Raw genomic sequence first — 19,461 nt, forward strand, 5'->3', positions numbered from 1 at the left:
CCTCCTGCCTCCCCCGCCCCGCCGTCGTATCCGCACGGAGCCGGGGGCGCACCCGGCCCCTACGGGTATCCGGGGGCGCCGGGGCCGTACGCGCAGACACCGGGGCCGTATCAGCAAGCTCCGGGGCCGTACCAGCAGCCGCCGGGGGCTCACCCGCAGCCGCCGCAGCCCTACCCGCAGGCTCCCGGGCCGTACGCGCACGTGGCCGCCCCGCCGCCGTACCCCCAGGCCCCCGCGCCGCCGTATCAGGGTGTCCCCGGACCGGCGGCGTACCCGGCGGGGTCCTCCCCCTACGGGGCGGGTCAGGGTGCCTGTCAGGTGTGCGGGGCCGCGCCCGCCGGGCCGGTGACCGTCCGGGGGCATCAGGGCATGATCGTGATCATGCGGTCGCTGCGGCGGCAGGGGGTGTTCTGCCGTCCGTGCGGGCTGGCCGTGTTCCGGGACCTGCAGGCGAACACGCTGGTGGCGGGGTGGTGGGGACCGCTGTCGGCCGTCGTCACGCCGATCGTCCTGCTGATCAACCTCGGTGCGCTGTCCCGGATCAGGAAGCTGCCGGAGCCGGTCGCGTTCGGCCCGCGTCCCCCGCTGGACCCCGGGCGCCCGGTGTTCCGTCGGCCGCAGGGCGTCGTCGCGCTGATCCCGCTCGCGCTGCTGGCCCTGCTGGTGCTCGCCGTCCCGCTGCTGGCGATCATCGGCGCCGCGACGGACGCGGGCAAACCGCAGCCGCTGACGGCCGGTTCGTGCGTGCACAACGACGGCACGGTCACCGATCAGGACCTCAGCGCGGTGCCCTGCGACTCCTCCGCCGCGCAGTACCGCGTGCTCTACCAGTCGGACGACACGTGCGGTCCCGGCGACTATCTGGCGGACCCGGGATACAGCACGGACGGCGTGACGGTGCTGTGCCTCCGGCCACTGGACGCGGCGGACCAGTAGCCGAAGTCAGCACATCGGCAGGTCAGTCACCGGCGCCGCTCACGGCCGCGCCGACCCGTTCCGTCTCCCCGTCCAGCTCGGCCCGCCAGCGGGCCACCGCCGCCGCGGAGACCGGGCCCTGCCAGCCCTCGGGGCGGGCCGCGCCGCCGATGTGGAAGGCGTCGACGCCCGCGGCGCGCAGGCACGGGACGTGATCGAGGCGGAGGCCGCCGCCGACCATGATGCGGGGCTCGTAGCCGGGGCGGCCGGTGTGGGCGGCCTCCGTCAGGAGCGTGCCGAGACCGTCGTCGACCCCTCCGGGGGCGCCCGCCGTGAGGTAGGTGTCGAGTCCGGGCAACCCTGACAGGGTCGTGCGCAGGGCGTCCCGGTCGGCGGCGCGGTCGATGGCGCGGTGGAAGGTCCACGGGCTGCCGTCGAGCGCGGCGACGACGCGTTCCACGGCGGCCAGGTCCACCTCCCCCACGGGATCGAGGAAGCCGAGCACGAACTGGTCCGCGCCCGCGTCCCGCAGCTCGCCCGCGACCCGGACCAGTCGCGCCACGTCCCCGGCCGCGAAGCCGTCCGACAGCCGCAGCATCACGCGCAGGTCGATCCCGACGGCGTCCCGGATCGCGGCGACGACGGCGGGCGCCGGGGTGAGCCCGTCGGCCGCCATCTCGGTGACCAGCTCCAGCCGGTCCGCGCCTCCGGCCTGAGCGGCCACCGCGTCCTCGACATCGAGGGCGATCACCTCCAGGACTGCACGCTCACTCATGCGACCCCTTCCGTCGATGGCCCCTGAGCCGGGCACAGGTCTAGTCCAATCTCAGGGTACGTCGGAAGGACACCGCGCTGTAACCACGCCACCCCCGAAGGTGTTCGACACCGCCACCCGGTGTGAAACCCGGCTCCCCATCGGTGACGATCCGCCGCGAGAGAATCACCCCATGCCCGACCTCGACGCCCTCCGCACCCGCTTCACCCGCGCCCTCGAAGCCGCCCGCGCCCCTGAGAGCGCCCCCGACGCCGACCCCGGCACCACCCCCGACGCCGACCCCGAGAGCACCCCCGACCCCACCCCCTACGCCGACCACCTCCTCACCCGCTGGCAAGAGCCCCAGCGCAAGTACCACACCCTCGACCACCTCACCGCCGTCCTCGACCGCGTCGACCTCCTCGCGGAGCACGCCGACGACCCGGACCTCGTGCGGCTGGCCGCCTGGTTCCACGACGCCGTGTATCTGCCGGAGCGCTCGGAGAACGAGGAGCGGTCGGCGCGGCTGGCCGAACGGGCGCTGGCCGAGGCCGGGTTGAGCGAGGAGAGGACCGCCGAGGTGGCCCGGCTGGTGCGGCTCACCACCGATCACGACCCGGCCGAGGGCGACCGCAACGGCCAGGTGCTGTGCGACGCCGACCTCGCGATCCTCGCCTCACCGCCGTCCGCGTACGCCGCGTACACCGCGGAGATCCGCGACGAGTACCACTTCGTCCCCAACGACGCCTTCCGCGAAGGCCGTTCGGCCGTACTGCGCCAACTGCTGGATCTGCCGAGGCTGTTCCACACCCCCTACGGGCAGGAGCACTGGGAGGCCACCGCGCGCTACAACCTCGGCGGCGAGCTGGAAATGCTGTCGCCCTGACCTGCCCGGCCCCCTAGGGTTCGCCTCATGCGACCGATGAACGGGGAACGGGTGACCGAGGCTGTCGCCGGATGCGTGGCGGCGCTGCGCCCGGCGGTGGACCGCGACTGGAGCACCGTGCCGGCGGCCGGCCTGGACTGGGACTGCCGGGCCACGGCCACCCACGTCGCGGACGACCTCGTGTCCTACGCCGCCAACCTGGCCGGAGGCGCGCGCGACGCCTACGTGCCCTTCGAGCTGACCCTGGACCCCGGCACGGACAACGCCGGGCTGCTGCACGTCATCGAGACGACCGGCGCCCTGCTCGCGGCCACCGTCACCACCGCGCCGCCCGGCGCCCGCGCGTACCACCCGTACCCCTTCGGCAGCGCCGACCGCGAGGGCATGGCCGCGATGGGTGTCGCGGAGGTCCTGCTGCACACGTACGACATCACCCGGGGCCTCGGTCTGCCGTACGAGCCCGCCGACGACCTCGCGGACACGGTCCTGAACTGGCTGTTCCCGCACGTCCAGCCCGGCCCGGACGCCTGGCCGACCCTGCTGTGGGCCACCGGCCGGGGCGAGCTGCCCGGCCGCCCGCCGGTCACCGCGTGGCGCTGGCGCAACAACCTCGCCCTCCCCGCCGAACGCCTCACCCTGACCGGCGTACGCCCCGCCGCCGCCCGCGATCTGCGCCTCGGCGGCGACGGCGGCTTCGACTGGCTCGGCAGCGGCCCCTACGAGGGCACGCGGGAGGCCGCCGGTTTCCTGGTCAAGGCGTACGAAGCGGGCCTGCACCGGCCCGAGTTCGGCATCTTCGCGCTCGTCCGCGCCGAGGACGGCCGCGCGGTCGGCGGCATCGGCTTCCACGGGCCGCCGGACGCGTACGGCCGTGTCGAGATCGGCTACGACCTCGTCCCCGAAGCCCGCGGCCACGGTTACGCCACGGAAGCCGCCCGCGCCCTCACCGCCTGGGCGCTGGCCCGCGACGACGTGCGCACGGTCATCGCCACCGTCGAGCCGGAGAACATCCCTTCGCAGCGCGTCCTCACCCGCGCCGGTTTCCGCCCGGCGACACCCGAGGAGGAGCGGGAGGCGCGCGAGCGGCACGGGATGGCGGAGGACCTGCGGCTGTACGTCAACGAGGAACAGTCGTAGGTCCGGGTCCACTTGGTCACACGCGCGGGCACCGGCCCGAGCGGCGCTGCTCCGCCCGGGCCGGTGCCGTCACTTCCCCCGCTTCCCCGCCGGGGTCACCAGCTCCTGGCCGCGTGCGCGAGCTTCTTGAAGCCCGCCCGGGTCTTCGGACCGGCGATCCCGTCGATGGCGCCGCTGTAGAAGTGCAGGGCCTTCAGCGCGTGCTGGATTCCCTTCACGGTGCCGGTGCCGACGATGCCGTCGACCGGGCCGGAGTAGTACTTGTTGTAGCGCAGGAACCGCTGCAGGGCCTTCCAGCTGGCAGGGCCCAACTGGCCGTCGATCGCGCCCTGGTAGCCCCAGCCGCCGCGCTTCAGCCAGCGCTGCACGTCCTTGGCCTCGGCGGCGCTCAGGCCGAGGTTGTTCACCGCCCGCGCGGCGGCCTGCTGGGAGTTCACCGTCGTCGCGGCGGGCGCGGCGGGCGCGGCCAGTGCGGAGCCGGCCTCCGCGAGTCCCCCGGCGGCGAGCCCGGCGAGGGCGGCGGCGGTGACGAGCGCCCTGGTCACGGCGTTCGGTCGCATGATCTCTCCTCGTGGTGCGTGGAAGGTCGTCCGGCGCGAGACGCGCCCGGACCGCCGGTACGGCGCACGGCGGGGCCGCTCGTCGAGTCGGCACTCGTCGAGTCGAGCCGCGGTGCCCGGCCGGCAGGACCACTGTGGGCGGGCGGCGGGTACGGCGGCCAGGGCTGCTCGCCGGATGACCCCATCCCGGGACGTCACCACCGCTGACCTGCGATTTCCCAGCCGCCGCTGACACCCTCACGGGACGGTCCGGGCGCACCGGCAACCCCGGTCGGCGGGGACACTCGTCCGGGTGGCGGATGGCGCGATGCCGACGGCGCCCGGCGAACCGGCTGCCATCATCGGCTCAAGGGGAGCCCGGCCATCGCCTCAAGGGGGTCGCGGCCCCACGGGAACTCGACGCGCACGGGGGAAACATGCCGCGTTGGAAAGAGCTGCCCGACTCGCTCGACCCGCTCTCGCGGCAGCTGATCGTCCGGTTGCGAGAGCTGAAGGACCGCAGCGGGCTCAGTCTCCACGCGCTGGAGACCAAGACCGGTTACAGCAGGTCCTCCTGGGCGCGTTACCTCAACGGCAGGGCGATACCCCCGCACGCCGCGATCGAGGGACTGGCCCGGGCGTGCGACGCCGACCCGGCGACGCTGCTGGTGCTCCATGAGATCGCCGAGCCGGAGCGGCGGCAGGACGAGACGCCAAATACGGCCGAGCCGCCGCCCACTTCGATCAGTACGGGCGAGTCGGCACCGTCCGGCCCAGAGCCACCACCACCCGCCCGCCGACGGCTGCGCCCGGCCGTACTGATCGCCGCCGCCCTCGCCGTGGCCCTCGTCGGCGCCGTACTCCTGGTCCTGGCCCCCTGGCAGGACGCCTCACGCGCCGCCACCGCCTCTGCCACCGCGAACTCCTGGACACCCGGCCGGGTTTACCCCTGCCACGTCGACCGCGTGGACGGCCGTCTGACGGCCGGGTACAGCACCGCGTCCGACGGTGAGTACCAGGTGTCGACCCATGGCTGGCCGGTGGTGGAGCTCCAATGTCTGCTGCGCGAGCGGGGGTTCAGCCCCGGTGACATCGACGGGATCTACGGACCGGCCACCGAGAGCGCCGTCAAACGCTTCCAGACCGAGCACCGGCTCGACACCGGTCGTGGCCAGCCGCCCCTGGCCGTCGACGGCATCGTCGGCGCGCACACCTGGGGAGTGCTGCGCACATGACCGGGCGACGGCGGACGGACGCGGCACGGGCGCCGGAGTGCGCACGGCTGGCGGAGGAGCTGCGTGCCCTGCGTACGCACACGGGCCTGAGTATGGCCGCGCTCGCGCAGCGCACGGCGTACAGCCGTTCCTCCTGGGAGCGTTACCTCAACGGCAAGGCACTGCCACCGCGCCATGCCGTCCAGGAACTGAGCGGGCTGGCCAGTCAACGGCCGCAGCGCATCCTGGCGTTGTGGGAGCTGGCGGAACGTGCCTGGAGCGGACGGGCGTTCAGCTCGACACCGCCGGAAACCCCGCCGGTCCGCCCGGCACCACCGCCCGCGACCGAGGAGGCCCCTCCACAGATCGACACCCCAGCTCCCCGGAGGGCCCGAACGGCCTTGACCCTCCTGGCGGTTGTCCTGGCGGCGGCAGGTGTACTGGCGGGCGTGGTGTGGGGTGTGTCCGGCGACGGACAGCGGGCCGCCGCACCGGATACGGCTCCCCGTTGTCACGGCGACGGCTGCGCGGGTCGTAGCCCCCTGCTGTGCGGCCCGTCCAGCCGGGACGTCTCCGCACACAGCACCCCCGAGGGCACGTGGGTGAAGATCCGGTACAGCCGGGCGTGCGGGGCGGTGTGGGCCGTCGTCTGGCACTCCGGGGTCGGCGACGAGCTGCGCGTCTCCGTGCCGTCGGAGGGGTCGGCGCCCCACGCGGTCGTGGTGCGGGCCTTCGACACCGAACGGATGGTGCCGACGCCGATGGTCGCCGCGCGGGACGTCGCGGCGGCCCGGGTGTGCCTGCGGTCGGCGTCGACCCATCGGCGGACGTGCTTCCACGCGTGGGTCCGGCCCCGCGCACCCCTCACGGCAGCCGCGACCCGCTCCCCTTCCGCCTGCGCAGCCCCGCCGCCAGCAGCAGCCGTACGACCTCGCGGCTGCGGACCTCCACCGCGCCCGCGGCGACCGCGTCGGCGTAGCGGTGGGAGGGGAGGTCGTAGTGGTCGCGCTCGAAGGCGCGGCGAGGGACGCCGAGGCGGGCGGCGAAACCGTGGAGTTCGTCGTACGACTCGTCGCTGACCAGGTGGGACCACATACGTCCGTGCCCGGGCCAGGTGGGCGGGTCTATGTAGACGGTCACGGGCGCCTCGCGGGGTGGGGTGCGGGGTGGGGCGTACGGCCTCTCGCGCGCCCGCGCGCCCTCGTACCGCCCCTCACGCCGAGGTGTTCCCGCCCAGGGCGTGCCCCAGGTGGCCCACCGGGGCCACGTCGATGCCCGCCTCGTGGCAGACCCAGTGGGGGTCGGGGCCCAGTTCGGGTTCGACGTCCAGGGCGTGCGGGTCGCCCGAGCCGCACGCGGGGCACAGGGGCCAGCGGCCCTGGCGTTCCAGCAGGGCGTCCTGGACGTCCTGGGCGACGAGCCCGGCGAGGAAGTCGGCGCCCTCCGGCCACTGTTCGACCCACCAGCGACGCTGGGACAGGGACTCCTCCACCAGCGAGACCACGTCGGCCTCGGCGACGTCGCTCGCCATCAGGTCGGCGAGGACGAGGGCGCGGGCGGCGTGCAGGGCCTGTTCCAGCGGGGTGACGGAGGCGGAGCCGTTCGCGGCGGCGGACGCGTCGGGCTCGGCCGCCGCACGGGCCTCGGCGGGCTCGACCAGCCCGCCCGCCTCAGGGGGCTCACCAGTCACACCGGACGCACCGGACGCACCGGGCTCATCAAGCTCAGCCGCCTCACCAGCCTCAGCCGCCCCGGCCGACTCGACCGGCTCAACCGGCTCGACCGGCTCGACCGGCTCCGACGCATCTGCGGAATCTGCGGGTTCTGCGGGATCTGCCATGTCCCCATTGTCCGCGCTCTTGACCCCAACGCCGAGCCGAAAATATCTTTCAAAGGTGACCCGGGACGTGAAGGAAACTTTCGGCAGTCCGGGCGGCTCGCTGGCCGCCAAGGTGCGTACGCTCGGCCCCTCCATGACCCGCTCCATGCACCGCGTCGCGGAGGCCGTCGCGAGCGATCCGGCCGGGTGCGCCGCGCTCACGGTCACCGGGCTCGCGGAGCTGACCGGGACCAGCGAGGCCACCGTCGTCCGCACCGCCCGCCTGCTCGGCTACCCCGGCTACCGCGACCTGCGGCTCGCCCTCGCCGGACTCGCCGCCCGGCAGGAGTCCGGGCAGGCCCCCGCCATCACGACCGACATCGCGGTGGACGACTCGCTGGCCGACGTGGTCGCCAAGCTCGCCTACGAGGAGCGGCAGACCCTCGCGGACACGGCCGCCGGACTGGACACCGTGCAGCTCGGCGCCGCCGTCACCGCGCTCGCGACCGCCCGGCGCACGGATGTGTACGGCATCGGCGCCTCGGGCCTGGTCGCCCAGGACCTCACCCAGAAGCTGCTGCGGATCGGCCTGCTCGCCCACGCGCCCGGCGACCCGCACCTCGCGGTGACGAACGCGGTCCAGCTGCGCGCGGGCGACGTGGCGATCGCCATCACCCACTCGGGCTCGACCGGCGACGTGATCGAACCCCTACGGGTCGCGTTCGAGCGCGGCGCGACCACCGTCGCGATCACCGGCCGCCCGGACTCGCCGGTGACGCAGTACGCCGACCATGTGCTGACCACCTCCACCTCGCGCGAGAGCGAGCTGCGGCCCGCCGCGATGTCCTCGCGGACGAGTCAACTCCTCGTGGTGGACTGCCTGTTCGTGGGCGTGGCGCAGCGGACGTACGACAGCGCGGCGCCCGCCCTCGCCGCGTCGTACGAGGCCCTGGCCCACCGGCACCGGAGCGCTCCGCGCTGACCGCGCCCGGATCATCGGCGTTGCAGGAAGACCTGGGAACCCACCGGAAAGAGCCGCACCTCCATGACCGATTCCCCCCGTCTCCAGACCGAGCTGGCCGCGCTCACCACCGAGGCGTACCGCCCCGAGCTGGCCGACATCGACGTCCTGCCCACCCTCGACATCGCCCGCCTGATGAACGGCGAGGACGCGGGCGTACCGGCGGCGGTGGCCGCGCGCCTGCCGGAGATCGCCGCCGCGATCGACGCCGTCGCCGACCGCATGGCGCGCGGCGGGCGGCTGATCTACGCGGGCGCGGGCACCGCCGGACGGCTCGGCGTGCTCGACGCCTCCGAGTGCCCGCCGACCTTCAACACCGCTCCCGGCCAGGTCGTCGGCCTGATCGCGGGCGGCCCCGAGGCGCTGGTCGTCTCGGTCGAGGGCGCGGAGGACTCCCCCGAGCTGGCCCGCGCCGACCTCGACGCGCTCAAACTCACCCCCGAGGACGCGGTGCTCGGCGTCTCCGCGTCGGGCCGTACGCCGTACGCCGTCGGCGCGGTGGAGTACGCGGGGGCGCTCGGCGCGCTGACGGTGGGCCTGTCCTGCAACGCGGGCAGCGCGCTCGCTGCCGCCGCCGAGCACGGGATCGAGGTGGTCGTCGGCCCGGAACTCCTGACCGGCTCCACCCGTCTGAAGGCAGGCACCGCCCAGAAACTCGTCCTCAACATGATCTCGACCATCACCATGATCCGCCTCGGCAAGACCTACGGAAACCTCATGGTCGACGTCCGCGCCTCCAACGCGAAACTCCGCGCCCGCTCCCGGCGCATCGTCTCCCAGGCGACGGGGGCGTCCGCCGCCGAGGTCGAACGGGCCCTCACGGAGGCGGACGGCGAGGTGAAGAACGCGATCCTGATCCTGCTGACGGGGGTGGGCGGGGCTGCGGCAGCGCGGTTGTTGGAGGAGGCCGGGGGGCGGTTGCGGGGGGCGTTGGGGGAGAGGTGACGGGGCGCGGCTGCGGGCGGCGGGCTGCGTGGTCCTCCTGCCCCACTGCGGCAACGAGCAGCCAGCGTGTGGTCCCCGCGCATGCGGGGGTGGTCCCTGCTCTCGAACGAAGTGGCTCCAATTGGAGCCGTGGTCCCCGCACATGCGGGGGTGGTCCCGTGGTGGAGAACTGGCTCACCGAAGAGCCGCAGTGGTCCCCGCGCATGCGGGGGTGGTCCCCGACGCGGCGCACGCGGAACGCGGGCCACATCGACGCACCCGCGTGCGAGAACGCGCGACGCGCGGATACGGCGTGAGCCGGGTGCCTCGTCGGGAGCCGACGCGCGACTCACCGGGCGCGAGGCCGCGGGGTCGCAAGGGTGGCGGGTACGGCGGGGCGGGTGCATGGTCGCGAAGGCGGCTGAGGGGCACCGGCTTCCGGACCCCGCTCGGGAGCCCCACCCGGGGAACCCCATCCGGGATCTCGCCCGCAAGCCCCGCCCACCACCGGCTGAGCCGACGCCCCGCCCCCACCGGCTGAGAAGCCGACACCCGCCCGGAACCCGCAGACGCCCCCGGCCACCCCCGCCTTCCGGAGGACTCCGGTGGTGGAGCCGCGTGCCGTGCCGCCTGCGGCGCGCCCCCGGCGCGCAGGCTCGAAGCGTGCGCAACGACTCCGCTCTCGCCTCCTCGATCCTGTCCCTGACCGGCGGTCCCTCCAACGTCACCGCTGTGACCCACTGTCTGACCCGGCTGCGGCTGACCGTGTCCGACCCTGAGGCGGTGGACGGGGATGCCCTGGGGGAGCTGCCCGGGGTGCTGGGGGTGATCGGGAAGGGGGGTACGGCGCTTCAGGTCGTGCTGGGCCCGGGGGTGGTGGAGGGAGTGACGGCGGAGGTGGAGAAGCAGGTGCGGGCGACCACCCCGGCCGCCACCCCCGGACCGGCGAGACCGACCGGCCCCGCGATCCTCCGCCGCGTGGCGAACGTCTTCGTCCCGCTGATCCCCGCCCTCATCGGCTGTGGCGTACTCGCGGGGCTCAACGGCCTTCTCGTGAACGCCGGTTGGCTGCCAGGGCTCACTCCCGCCCTCGCGGCCATCGCCTCCGGGTTCATGGCGCTGATCGCGGTGTTCGTCGGCTACCAGGCGGCGAAGGAGTTCGGCGGCACCCCGATCCTGGGCGGTGCGGTGGCGGCGGTGGTCGTCTACCCCGGGGTGGAGAAGGTGACCGCGTTCGGCGTCCACCTCTCCCCCGGCCAGGGTGGAGTCCTCGGCGCACTCGCCGCCGCGCTGCTCGCCACCCGGGTGGAGAAGTGGTGCCGGGGCAGGCTGCCGGGCGCGCTGGACGTCCTGGTCACCCCCACGGTGACCGTCCTCGTCGCGGGCCTGGCCACGCTGTACGGCCTGATGTACGCCGCCGGAGTCGTCGCCACCGCCCTCGGCACCGGCGCGAACTGGCTCCTCACCACCACCGGCGCCTTCGCGGGCCTGCTCCTCGGCGGCCTGTTCCTCCCGCTGGTGATGCTGGGCCTCCACCAGGCCCTGATCCCCATCCACACCACCCTGATCGAGCAGCAGGGCTACACCGTCCTCCTCCCCCTCCTCGCCATGGCGGGCGCGGGTCAGGTAGGCGGCGCTCTCGCGGTGTACCTCCGCCTCCGCCACGACACCGCCCTGCGCACCACGATCCGCTCCGCCCTCCCCGCCGGCCTCCTCGGCGTCGGCGAACCTCTGATCTACGGCGTCTCCCTCCCCCTCGGCCGCCCCTTCGCCACCGCCTGCGCGGGCGGCGCGGCGGGCGGCGCCTTCATCGGCTTCTTCGCCATGCTCGGCACGAAGGTCGGCGCCACGGCCATCGGCCCCTCCGGCTGGGCCCTCTTCCCCCTCCTGACTGGCAACCGGGGTCCGGGCGTGGCTGCGGCTGTCTACGGGGGCGGCCTGCTGACCGGGTACGTGGTGGGCTTCGCGACGACGTATGTCTTCGGCTTCCGGCGGGCGGCGGGGGTGGAGACGGCGCGGGTGGAGACACGGGCTCGGGAGACGGCGTGAGGGGAGGGGGCGGCCGTACCCTCCGGAGGCTGGGTACGGCGCGGTCGTACCCCCGGTGCCCAGCCCCTCCCCTCCAGGGCGAACCCCCGTAACACCTCCGCGCTCCCGCTCGTTGCCCCGGCATGATGAAAGCCCTGTTCACCACTGCCGCTCTTGCCGTCTCCGCCGCCGCGCTGGCCGCTCCCGCGCACGCGGCCGGTGCCAACGCCACCGCCGACAGCGGGGACCGCTGGACCGCGACCGACACCGCTGGGTGTGCGGCCGGGCTCGCTGTGGGGCCCGTGTTGAAGGCCGCGTCCCCGCTTCCGCTGGGTGAGGCGCCTGCGGCGTGCGGGAAGGGAAGCCTGATCCAGCACAAGGGCTGAAACAGACCCCGCGCTACATGGGGGCGCCGCCCACGTACTCGGCGATCTGGATGAGGTTCCCGCACGTGTCGTCCAGGACGGCGGTGACGACCGGCCCCATGTCGACCGGTTCCTGGGTGAAGCGGACGCCGAGTCCGCGCAGGCGGGCGTACTCGGCGCGGACGTCGTCCACGGCGAAGGAGGTGGCCGGGATGCCGTCCTCGGCGAGGGCCGCGGTGTACGCCTTGGCGGCGGGGTGGACGTCGGGTTCCAGGACCAGTTCGGTGCCGTCGGGCTGCTCGGGCGAGACCACGGTGAGCCAGCGGTGTTCGCCGAGCGGGACGTCGGACTTCTTCACGAAGCCCAGCATGTCGGTGTAGAAGCGCAGGGCCTTGGCCTGGTCGTCGACGAAGACACTGGCGAGGTTGATCCTCACGGGGAACCCTCCGGGGTGCCGGGCCTGAGCCAGCGGGTGAGCACGCGCTCAAGCGGTTCGGTGTTCAGGTCATGGAACTTGTAGCGGCCCTCGCGGCGCGTACGGACCAGGTCCGCGGCCTCCAGTACGGCCAGATGCTGGCTGATCCCCTGCCGGGAGAGCCCCAGACCGTGCCGGGTCGCCAGCCGGGCGCAGATCTCGAACAGGGACTGGCCGTCACGCTCCGACAACTCGTCGAGGATGCGCCGACGGGTGGGGTCGGCCAGCGCCTTGAGTATGTCGTCCACATGGGGGTCGCCCACATAGGAACTGTCCCCACAGGGGGCGCCCACACATGGGTCGCCCACATGGGAACCGTCTCCACAGGGGTCATCCGCACATGGGTCGTCCACACAGGAGTCCTCGTCCGCCACGCGCCCACCATAGGCAAGCCCCCACTTGCCTATCAAGCCGGTCCACTCCCCGCGCGCCCCGCCCCGGGTGAGAAGCTGGAGCCATGAATCACGCCCAGCTCACCGCGCTCGGTCGTGCCCTCCGGCTGGTCGGGGAGCACGGCGAGTCGCTGACGACCGACACCCCGGACGCCCGGCTGCACGAGGTCAAGGCCGATCTGCGGCGCGCGCTGGACCTGCTGGAGGACAGCCTGGAGGCGGGCGCCCCGCTCACCCGCTGCCCCGAGCACCCGCAGGGCCCGGTGGACACGAGCGCCCCCGACCTGTGCCTGCTGTGCGAGACGCGACGCCGGTCGGCCCAGCGCGCGGAGTACGGCGGCTCGTCCCGCCCGACGGACGCCCCCGCGAAGTCCCCCTCCCGCTACGGCGTCCGCGCCGAGCGCCCCCAGCCCCAGCAGCGCTGGCTCCCGGAGGCGTGGAACGGCCGCGAGTGGCAGCTGTGCGGCACGCCCCGCCGCGACCGCGCCGAGGCGGAGGCGTACCTCGCCGCCCAGCGCCGGGGCTCCCGCCCCGCGATGGCGTACCGCCTGGTGCACGAGTTCACCGACTACGAGGTCCTGCGGGTATGGGGGACGCCCACCTATGTGGACGTCGAGCCGATGGGCAACATGTGACCCCCTCCCCGGCCCCAAGCCCGGGGATTCCGGGCGAAGCCTTCGACTGGACTCCCGCTTCAAGCCCTGGCCGCACCCACGCTCGACAGCCCGGCGGCCTCGGCGATGTTGCCGTCCCGGCCGAGAACAGCTCGGCACGTGGGGCCGCCCTGGTCCGAAGCGGCCAACCCGGAGCATCCGCATCGGCGTCCTCGCACTCCAACATGCCCACGACACCGACCAGCCGACGCCACGAATCGGCTGCCCAGGCCAGTACGCCGATCGACAAACCCCCTATGCCCTTGATTGTCGATATGCCGCACTTCAGCAAAGTGGGCAAAATCCACGGCCCGCACGTGTAAACATGCAGCTCAACACCTGTGATCCCCGCGCATGCGGGGGTGGTCCCATCCTCACCGCCGTGGCCTGGTGCATGGCCATGTGGTCCCCGCGCATGCGGGGGTGGTCCCAAGGAGACCAGCAAGCTCCTGTCGGCGGCGAAGTGGTCCCCGCGCATGCGGGGGTGGTCCCGCCTCGGCGCGCCCGGCCAGCGCGGTCCGCAGGTGGTCCCCGCGCATGCGGGGGTGGTCCGACCCCGACGGAACGCGCACTTTCTCGGAGGCGGTGGTCCCCGCGCATGCGGGGGTGGTCCCATCGCCGTCAGGCTGACGTGCTTGAACACGGAGTGGTCCCCGCACATGCGGGGGTGGTCCCCGGTCAGGTCGCCGACGACCGCGACCATGCGGATGGTCCCCGCACATGCGGGGGTGGTCCCGCGGGCACCGTCGCGGGCACCGCGATGTACGGATGGTCCCCGCACATGCGGGGGTGGTCCCTCTGGGAATCCGTCGTCGTAGAGGTCGACGTCGTGGTCCCCGCACATGCGGGGGTGGTCCCTGGGTCCGCACGTCCGGGCTGTCCCAGCCGTCGTGGTCTCCGCACATGCGGGGGTGGTCCCCGGGCGGTGCGGTCGGCGAGGTTGGTGACCGTGCGGTCCCCGCACATGCGGGGGTGGCCCCCAAGGCCTGACCGGCAAGGGCCGCCCGGCCGCGTGGTCCCCGCGCATGCGGGGGTGGCCCCTCGCCCTGACGGCCCTGGTACTCGGGGCGGAGGTGGTCCCCGCGCATGCGGGGGTGGTCCCGCCGAGGACCTGCTCGAGACGTTCCAGGAGTAGTGGTCCCCGCGCATGCGGGGGTGATCCCTCCGGCTGCCGCCGCTACACCCAGCGCAAGCGGTGGTCCCCGCGCATGCGGGGGTGGTCCCTGGCCCGCCGCCCATGCTGCCTGTCGGGCGACGTGGTCCCCGCGCATGCGGGGGTGGTCCCAGACGGGTGCGTTCCTGAAGGACGACGCACCAGTGGTCCCCGCGCATGCGGGGGTGGTCCCGCGCGGCTGATCGCCGCCCTGACCCGGCTGATGTGGTCCCGCGTACGCGGGGATCCTCCCGGCGCCCCCGAGCGGCACACGGCCACCCGTCACCGCCGCTCCGCACGCGTGCCCGCTTGGTTACCGGCGAGCACAATGTCCGGGGCCCGGCTCTCACTTCGCCGGGTCGGCCGATCGCGTCGGCGTTCAGCCGGACCGGCCGACCAGGGGGCCGAAGCCCGTGTCGGCGCAGTAGGACAGCGCGCGCCCCTCGGCTCCAGGGTCGCCGGCGACCGCGTTGGCGGTGTCGTCCAGGAGGGGGGTGGCGCCGCCGCCGAGACCTTCCCGGTCGAGTCTTCTCGCGGCGGCGAGGAGCGAGCGGGCTGCGGAGTCGGCCTCCTCGGAGGCGAGCGGCCCGGCACCCTGCCCGCCCCCGGCGTCGGCGTGCGTCGTGGCGTTCCTGGCGTTCTGCCAGGCCGTCAGCTTGGCGCAGTAGAACCGCTCCCACACCTTGGCCTGTGCCGGTTCCTCCGACGAACAGCCGGTCGTCCAGCCGCTCATCAGGACGGCGGCCACGACAGCCGCCACCACTCGCGCACCCCTGCCGCCATACCGCATGGACATGCCCTCCCTGACCCCGTGCACACCATGCACACCGCACACAAGGTACGGCAGCAACAGCAAGGCGCCGGGCAGGAGTTGACCCACCCGGCGCCCGGCACCCGGCACCCGGCGCCAAAAACAACGAACCTCAGCTGAGCGACTGCAGCGCGGCAGCGTCGTACGGCTTCAGCTCGTCGAAGCGGCCGGACAGGACCTTCGCAGCCCACTCCGGGTCCTGGAGCAGCGCACGGCCGATCGCGACCATGTCGTACTCGCCGCTCTCCAGGCCGTCGAGGAGGTCGTCGATGCCCTTGACCGGGGCGCCCTCGCCCTGGAAGGCCTTGACGAAGTCGCCGTCCAGGCCGACCGAGCCGACGGTGATGACCGGCTTGCCGGTGATCTTCTTGGTCCAGCCCGCGAGGTTGAGGTCGGAGCCGTCGAACTCGGGCTCCCAGTAGCGGCGGGTGGAGGCGTGGAAGACGTCGACACCGGCGGCGGACAGCGGCGTCAGGATCGCCTCCAGCTCCTCCGGGGTCTCCGCGAGGCGCGCGGTGTAGTCCTGCTGCTTCCACTGCGAGTAGCGGAAGATGATCGGGAACTCGGCGGAGACGCGCTCGCGGACGGCCGCGACGATCTCGGCGGAGAACTGGGCGCGGGCGACCGGGTCGCCCCCGTAGGCGTCGGTGCGGCGGTTGGTGCCCGCCCACAGGAACTGGTCGAGAAGGTAGCCGTGGGCACCATGGATCTCGACACCGTCGAAGCCGATGCGCTCGGCGTCGGCGGCGGCCTGCGCGAACGCGGCGATGACGTCGTCCACGTCGGACTGCGTCATGGCCTTGCCCTTGGGCTCGGCGCCCTCCTTGTGGATGCCGGACGGGCCCACGGCGGGAGCGTCCGCGAACGGCGGCTCGCCCTGCTTGCGGACCATGCCGATGTGCCACAGCTGCGGGACGATCGTGCCGCCCGCCGCGTGCACCTCCCGCGCGACCTTCGCCCAGCCCGCGAGCTGGTCCTCGCCATGGAAGCGCGGCACGCTGTCGCTCTGACCGGCCGAGTCGTGGCCGACGTAGGTGCCCTCGGTGACGATGAGGCCGACACCGTTCGCGGCGCGGCGGGAGTAGTACGACACCACGTCCTCACCGGGGATGCCGCCCGGCGAGAACATGCGGGTCATCGGCGCCATCACGATCCGGTTCGGGACGGTCAGGCCGTTGAGCTGGATCGGGCGGGACAGGAGCTGGGCCGCGCGGGAGGCGGCGGGCGTCGTGACGGTCACGTGGGGGGCTCCTCGTGAGTACGGTGGGGCTACGGTGTTGACCAGGCGGTATGTGCGCACGCAATTGTGCACCCCCTGAAACAACCCGCCGCCCACGACCCCGTATTCCGCCCCTTCGCGCCCCGCCTTGTGACCCCGGCCACCTCGCCCCTCGGCCACACCGGGACACACACCCGCGCGCGAACGCGCTACTCGACGCCCTCCACCAGCTCGTCCAGCGCCCGCCGGGCCAAGGGGACGAACCGCTGCCGACAGGCCTCCACCAGGGCCTCCGTCTCGGCGGCGGCCGAACGGTAACCCTCGATCCGGGTTTCACTCGGCGCCCCCTGGCCCCTCCCCGTCAGCGCCTCGATCGGCGGCCCGATATGCCGGTCCACGGCCCGCGCGTACTCCTCGGCGACCTGCGCGACATCCTCCGGCCCCTCCAGTTGAACCGCGTCGGCCGCGCGACGAGTCGCCCGTACGGCGTCGATCGCGACGCCCCGCCGGACGTCGTAGCGATGCTGGTCGAACGGTTCGAGGACGAGCCGCCCCAACTGCCACACAGCGCCCTGCGCTTCATGGGCGGCGTCCATCAGGTCCTGATACGCGGCCTGCCGGCGGTCCCTGCGCCACTTCTGGTGCTCAGCCCGCAGCTCGCGCCGCCGGTCCCGCTCCCGCGCGGCCTCTTCCCGCATCTGCTGCCGTTCGAGTGCCTCGTTCCTGCGCCGCTCGGCCAGCGCCGCCGCCCACGCGGTCAGCCCGCTGCCGAGCAGGGTGCCGCAGATCGCGATGACCGTCGTACTCAGACTGCTCGCCATGGCAGGACAGTGTGGCGGAGCGCACCACCCCACGTCTGGCGCCCGGCCGTCGGGCGCGGCCCGGCCGCCTACGACCCCGCTCCCGCCGCTCCCTTCACCACCCCGCTCACCAGGATCGCCCCCGCCACCACCTCGAAAAGATGGTCCGCGCGGGGGGCCAGGGCGGGCTGGTCGCCGAGCCAGGCGAGGGCGGCGATGAGGGCGAAGAGGTCGGTGCCGTCGAGGTCGGGGCGGGCGGTGCCGGAGGACTGGGCGCGGGCCAGGAGGCGGGCACCGGCCGCGCGGAGGGTGACACAGGAGGCGTGGAGGGCGGAGTCGGGGTCGTCGATGGCGGCGGCCATCAGGACGGTGACGCCCCGGTACGCGGTCGTCCAGGCGACGCAGTCGCGCACCCAGGAGACGAGGGCGTCCTCGGGCGCGCGGGACTCCTCGAACTCGGCCGCCCGCGCGGTCAGTTCGTCGAAGCTCGTCCGGAGCAGGGCCTCCAGCAGGGCCTCGCGGGTCGGGAAGTGGCGCAGCAGGGTGGCGAGGCCGACCCCGGCGCGGCGGGCGATGTCGCGCAGCGACACGTCGGTGCCCTGCTCGGCGAGGGCGGCGCCCGCGGTCGCCAGCAGGTGATCGCGGTTCTTCCTGGCGTCGGCGCGCATCGGCTCCCCTTGCTGTCCGGATCAGTGACCCATATATTCGGATCAGTGATCCGGATAGGTGGACCACTGAACCGGATAAGCCTATCCCGCCATGCGAGCAGGGGAAACACGATGACGACACCCACGATGAGGGCGATCCGGCTGCACGAGTACGGCGGCCCCGAGGTCCTGCGCTACGACGACGGGGTACCGCTCCCCGAGCCCGGCCCCGGCGAGGTGCTGATCCGCGTCCACGCGGTCGGCGTCAACCCGCCCGACTGGTATCTGCGCGGCGGCATGACCACCATGCCCGGCGAGACCGGGTCGACGGTCCGCCTCCCGGTGATCCCCGGCACGGACGTCTCGGGCGTCGTCGCGGCCGTCGCCCCCGACGCGCACGGCTTCACCGTCGGCGACGAGGTCTACGGCCTCCTGCGCTTCCCCAGCTTCGACGGCCACGCCTACGCCGAGTACGTGACGGCCCCCGCCGCCGACCTCGCCCGCAAACCGCCCGGCATCGACCACCTCCACGCCGCCGGGGCGCCCATGGCCGGGCTCACGGCATGGCAGTTCCTGATCGACCCCGGCCACGACCGCCCCTCCCCTTTCCAGGAGACCCCGCACCGCCCGGCCCCCCTCGGCCCCGGCACGACCGTCCTCGTCAACGGCGCGGCGGGCGGCGTAGGACACCTCGCGGTCCAGCTCGCCAAGTGGCGGGGCGCGCGGGTCATCGCGGTGGCCTCCGGCGCGCACGAGGCGTTCCTCCGCGACCTCGGCGCCGACCGGTTCATCGACTACACCCGGGCCCGCCCCGAAGACCTCGTCCACGATCTCGACCTCGTCCTGGACACGGTCGGCGGGCCCCACAGCGGGCGGTTCCTCTCCACGCTGAAGCCGGGCGGCTCCCTCTTCCCCGTCTTCCCCGGCGAGTTCGACGCCGAGGAGGTCGCGAAGCGGGGAATCACCGTGTCCACGGCCCAGGTTCGCTCCAGCGGAGCCCAACTCGCCGAGCTGGCCGAGCTGTTGGACGCGGGTACGATCCGTGTCGCGCTCGACAGCACCTACCCGCTCGCGGAGGCCCGCGCCGCGCACGAGCGGGCCGCCCGGGGGCACATCCAGGGCAAGCTCGTCCTCACGGTTCCGCAGGACTGAACCACCGCCGTCAGGGCGACTCGATCTGGGCGCGGAGGCGGGCGTCCCGGTTCAACCGCCGTACGCGTTCCCGCAGTACGTCGGCGGGCTCGGCCTCTCCGAGTTCGCCCGGCGGTACGTCCCACTCCCGGCCCCCGCCGACCGGGCGCAGCTGCACCCGGCCGCCGACCCGGCCCATGACCTCCCCGATACGGCCGTTCCGCGCGTCCTTCGCGTACGCGCCGACAGCCGGGGGCTCGGGTACGGTCACTCCTCATCACCCTGCCCCGCGACCACGTCCGCCAGCCGGGAGGCCACGGCCACGTTGCAACGGCCCAGGTCGATCAGGGCGTTGGGGTCGCCGTAGATACCGGTGACCAGATCGACCCGCAGCGAGGGCAGCACGACGCCGGCCTCCTTGAGGGCTGTACGCAGTCGTTCCACGGCCTGCTCTGCGGTGGCTTGCGGCTTCATCGCTGATTCATCCTCCACGCTGAGTATTGATGTTCCGCACACAGCGTGGTCGCTCCGCTTTTACCCTGGCCAGAGGGGGAGTCCCAACACGTCCATCTGTGGGA

At 73.6% G+C, this 19,461-nt stretch carries 22 protein-coding genes, 1 pseudogene and 1 CRISPR repeat array; of the genes and pseudogenes, 11 read left to right on the top strand and 12 right to left on the bottom strand.

Annotated elements, in window-relative coordinates:
- Positions 1–369: 369 nt before the first annotated feature.
- Positions 370–936 carry an LppU/SCO3897 family protein gene (locus B079_RS32640; protein WP_234016855.1) on the top strand — a complete coding sequence of 189 codons (567 nt, stop codon included), beginning with the start codon at positions 370–372 and terminating at the stop codon, positions 934–936.
- Between the two features lie 22 nt (positions 937–958).
- On the opposite strand, the gene B079_RS0123720 is transcribed toward B079_RS32640, so the two are convergent.
- Positions 959–1,690: a copper homeostasis protein CutC gene (locus tag B079_RS0123720; RefSeq protein ID WP_018548340.1), complete on the bottom strand. Its 732-nt coding sequence runs from the start codon at positions 1,688–1,690 to the stop codon at positions 959–961.
- A 172-nt stretch (positions 1,691–1,862) separates the two neighbouring features.
- Here B079_RS0123720 and B079_RS0123725 point away from each other — a divergent pair, with 172 nt between their 5' ends.
- Both B079_RS0123725 and B079_RS0123730 read left to right on the top strand, forming a co-directional pair.
- On the top strand, positions 1,863–2,555 hold the full coding sequence (locus tag B079_RS0123725) for an HD domain-containing protein (protein ID WP_018548341.1): 693 nt from the start codon (positions 1,863–1,865) through the stop codon (positions 2,553–2,555).
- 27 nt (positions 2,556–2,582) lie between these two features.
- A complete protein-coding gene (locus B079_RS0123730) occupies positions 2,583–3,692 on the top strand; it encodes a GNAT family N-acetyltransferase (protein ID WP_078496072.1) in 1,110 nt (369 codons plus the stop codon).
- A gap of 95 nt (positions 3,693–3,787) precedes the next feature.
- Here B079_RS0123730 and B079_RS0123735 read toward each other — a convergent pair whose 3' ends face one another.
- On the bottom strand, positions 3,788–4,252 hold the full coding sequence (locus B079_RS0123735; protein ID WP_018548343.1) for a peptidoglycan-binding protein: 465 nt from the start codon (positions 4,250–4,252) through the stop codon (positions 3,788–3,790).
- Between the two features lie 416 nt (positions 4,253–4,668).
- Here B079_RS0123735 and B079_RS0123740 point away from each other — a divergent pair, with 416 nt between their 5' ends.
- Together B079_RS0123740 and B079_RS36625 are read left to right on the top strand one after the other, a co-directional pair.
- Positions 4,669–5,466, top strand: coding sequence for a helix-turn-helix domain-containing protein (locus tag B079_RS0123740; RefSeq protein WP_018548344.1), 798 nt, complete (start codon positions 4,669–4,671; stop codon positions 5,464–5,466).
- Positions 5,463–6,179: pseudogene (locus tag B079_RS36625) on the top strand (helix-turn-helix domain-containing protein); the annotation flags it as partial. The gene B079_RS0123740 and the pseudogene B079_RS36625, both read left to right, overlap by 4 nt.
- 130 nt (positions 6,180–6,309) lie before the next feature.
- Here the strand turns inward: B079_RS36625 and B079_RS0123750 are convergent.
- On the bottom strand, positions 6,310–6,585 hold the full coding sequence (locus B079_RS0123750) for a DUF4031 domain-containing protein (protein WP_026249015.1): 276 nt from the start codon (positions 6,583–6,585) through the stop codon (positions 6,310–6,312).
- Positions 6,586–6,658: 73 nt separating this feature from the next.
- The gene (locus tag B079_RS0123755; protein ID WP_026249016.1) at positions 6,659–7,024 is read right to left on the bottom strand and encodes a hypothetical protein; all 366 of its coding nucleotides are present in this window, start codon (positions 7,022–7,024) and stop codon (positions 6,659–6,661) included.
- Between the two features lie 316 nt (positions 7,025–7,340).
- Here B079_RS0123755 and B079_RS0123760 point away from each other — a divergent pair, with 316 nt between their 5' ends.
- The 4 genes from B079_RS0123760 (at position 7,341) to B079_RS0123775 (ending at position 11,623) form a co-directional block, all read left to right on the top strand.
- Positions 7,341–8,246: a MurR/RpiR family transcriptional regulator gene (locus tag B079_RS0123760; protein WP_026249017.1), complete on the top strand. Its 906-nt coding sequence runs from the start codon at positions 7,341–7,343 to the stop codon at positions 8,244–8,246.
- Between the two features lie 63 nt (positions 8,247–8,309).
- Positions 8,310–9,230 carry an N-acetylmuramic acid 6-phosphate etherase gene (murQ, locus tag B079_RS0123765; protein ID WP_018548349.1) on the top strand — a complete coding sequence of 307 codons (921 nt, stop codon included), beginning with the start codon at positions 8,310–8,312 and terminating at the stop codon, positions 9,228–9,230.
- A 642-nt stretch (positions 9,231–9,872) separates the two neighbouring features.
- Positions 9,873–11,258: a PTS transporter subunit EIIC gene (locus tag B079_RS32645; RefSeq protein ID WP_018548350.1), complete on the top strand. Its 1,386-nt coding sequence runs from the start codon at positions 9,873–9,875 to the stop codon at positions 11,256–11,258.
- Between the two features lie 122 nt (positions 11,259–11,380).
- Positions 11,381–11,623 (top strand): hypothetical protein, encoded by a 243-nt coding sequence (locus tag B079_RS0123775; RefSeq protein WP_018548351.1) that lies wholly within the window; start codon positions 11,381–11,383, stop codon positions 11,621–11,623.
- A 13-nt stretch (positions 11,624–11,636) separates the two neighbouring features.
- Here B079_RS0123775 and B079_RS0123780 read toward each other — a convergent pair whose 3' ends face one another.
- Positions 11,637–12,038, bottom strand: coding sequence for a VOC family protein (locus tag B079_RS0123780; RefSeq protein WP_018548352.1), 402 nt, complete (start codon positions 12,036–12,038; stop codon positions 11,637–11,639).
- Positions 12,035–12,340 carry an ArsR/SmtB family transcription factor gene (locus tag B079_RS0123785; RefSeq protein WP_018548353.1) on the bottom strand — a complete coding sequence of 102 codons (306 nt, stop codon included), beginning with the start codon at positions 12,338–12,340 and terminating at the stop codon, positions 12,035–12,037. Before B079_RS0123785 ends, B079_RS0123780 begins: the two co-directional genes overlap by 4 nt.
- Positions 12,341–12,534: 194 nt before the next feature.
- Between B079_RS0123785 and B079_RS0123790 the strand changes: the two genes are divergently transcribed.
- Complete coding sequence (locus B079_RS0123790; protein ID WP_018548354.1) at positions 12,535–13,104, top strand: hypothetical protein; 570 nt, start codon at positions 12,535–12,537, stop codon at positions 13,102–13,104.
- Positions 13,105–13,463: 359 nt separating this feature from the next.
- Positions 13,464–14,468: a CRISPR direct-repeat array (repeat unit 29 nt; unit sequence GTGGTCCCCGCGCATGCGGGGGTGGTCCC).
- Positions 14,469–14,654: 186 nt separating this feature from the next.
- Here B079_RS0123790 and B079_RS0123800 read toward each other — a convergent pair.
- The 4 genes from B079_RS0123800 to B079_RS0123815 form a co-directional block, all read right to left on the bottom strand.
- Entirely contained in the window at positions 14,655–15,071 is a 417-nt protein-coding gene (locus B079_RS0123800) for a hypothetical protein (protein ID WP_158685046.1), read from the bottom strand.
- A 127-nt stretch (positions 15,072–15,198) separates the two neighbouring features.
- Entirely contained in the window at positions 15,199–16,326 is a 1,128-nt protein-coding gene (locus B079_RS0123805; protein WP_018548356.1) for an NADH:flavin oxidoreductase, read from the bottom strand.
- A gap of 188 nt (positions 16,327–16,514) precedes the next feature.
- Positions 16,515–17,126 carry a hypothetical protein gene (locus B079_RS0123810; protein ID WP_018548357.1) on the bottom strand — a complete coding sequence of 204 codons (612 nt, stop codon included), beginning with the start codon at positions 17,124–17,126 and terminating at the stop codon, positions 16,515–16,517.
- 68 nt (positions 17,127–17,194) lie between these two features.
- Positions 17,195–17,773, bottom strand: coding sequence for a TetR/AcrR family transcriptional regulator (locus B079_RS0123815; protein WP_018548358.1), 579 nt, complete (start codon positions 17,771–17,773; stop codon positions 17,195–17,197).
- A 111-nt stretch (positions 17,774–17,884) separates the two neighbouring features.
- Here B079_RS0123815 and B079_RS0123820 point away from each other — a divergent pair, with 111 nt between their 5' ends.
- The gene (locus tag B079_RS0123820; RefSeq protein ID WP_026249018.1) at positions 17,885–18,904 is read left to right on the top strand and encodes an NADP-dependent oxidoreductase; all 1,020 of its coding nucleotides are present in this window, start codon (positions 17,885–17,887) and stop codon (positions 18,902–18,904) included.
- 10 nt (positions 18,905–18,914) lie between these two features.
- Here B079_RS0123820 and B079_RS0123825 read toward each other — a convergent pair whose 3' ends face one another.
- Together B079_RS0123825 and B079_RS0123830 are read right to left on the bottom strand one after the other, a co-directional pair.
- Positions 18,915–19,154 (bottom strand): hypothetical protein, encoded by a 240-nt coding sequence (locus B079_RS0123825; RefSeq protein WP_018548360.1) that lies wholly within the window; start codon positions 19,152–19,154, stop codon positions 18,915–18,917.
- Positions 19,151–19,357 (bottom strand): hypothetical protein, encoded by a 207-nt coding sequence (locus B079_RS0123830; protein WP_018548361.1) that lies wholly within the window; start codon positions 19,355–19,357, stop codon positions 19,151–19,153. Before B079_RS0123830 ends, B079_RS0123825 begins: the two co-directional genes overlap by 4 nt.
- Positions 19,358–19,461 lie beyond the last annotated feature (104 nt).

The organism is Streptomyces sp. LaPpAH-108 (genome assembly GCF_000373625.1).
Classification (GTDB): Bacteria; Actinomycetota; Actinomycetes; order Streptomycetales; family Streptomycetaceae; genus Streptomyces.

Bases quoted from the DNA above. Each gene is read 5' to 3' on its own strand.
- B079_RS32640 (WP_234016855.1), top strand. From the start codon at position 370: ATGATCGTGATCATGCGGTCGCTGCGGCGGCAGGGGGTGTTCTGCCGT.
- B079_RS0123720 (WP_018548340.1), bottom strand. From the start codon at position 1,690: ATGAGTGAGCGTGCAGTCCTGGAGGTGATCGCCCTCGATGTCGAGGAC.
- B079_RS0123725 (WP_018548341.1), top strand. From the start codon at position 1,863: ATGCCCGACCTCGACGCCCTCCGCACCCGCTTCACCCGCGCCCTCGAA.
- B079_RS0123730 (WP_078496072.1), top strand. From the start codon at position 2,583: ATGCGACCGATGAACGGGGAACGGGTGACCGAGGCTGTCGCCGGATGC.
- B079_RS0123735 (WP_018548343.1), bottom strand. From the start codon at position 4,252: ATGCGACCGAACGCCGTGACCAGGGCGCTCGTCACCGCCGCCGCCCTC.
- B079_RS0123740 (WP_018548344.1), top strand. From the start codon at position 4,669: ATGCCGCGTTGGAAAGAGCTGCCCGACTCGCTCGACCCGCTCTCGCGG.
- murQ (WP_018548349.1), top strand. From the start codon at position 8,310: ATGACCGATTCCCCCCGTCTCCAGACCGAGCTGGCCGCGCTCACCACC.
- B079_RS0123775 (WP_018548351.1), top strand. From the start codon at position 11,381: ATGATGAAAGCCCTGTTCACCACTGCCGCTCTTGCCGTCTCCGCCGCC.
- B079_RS0123790 (WP_018548354.1), top strand. From the start codon at position 12,535: ATGAATCACGCCCAGCTCACCGCGCTCGGTCGTGCCCTCCGGCTGGTC.
- B079_RS0123800 (WP_158685046.1), bottom strand. From the start codon at position 15,071: ATGTCCATGCGGTATGGCGGCAGGGGTGCGCGAGTGGTGGCGGCTGTC.
- B079_RS0123810 (WP_018548357.1), bottom strand. From the start codon at position 17,126: ATGGCGAGCAGTCTGAGTACGACGGTCATCGCGATCTGCGGCACCCTG.
- B079_RS0123815 (WP_018548358.1), bottom strand. From the start codon at position 17,773: ATGCGCGCCGACGCCAGGAAGAACCGCGATCACCTGCTGGCGACCGCG.
- B079_RS0123820 (WP_026249018.1), top strand. From the start codon at position 17,885: ATGACGACACCCACGATGAGGGCGATCCGGCTGCACGAGTACGGCGGC.
- B079_RS0123830 (WP_018548361.1), bottom strand. From the start codon at position 19,357: ATGAAGCCGCAAGCCACCGCAGAGCAGGCCGTGGAACGACTGCGTACA.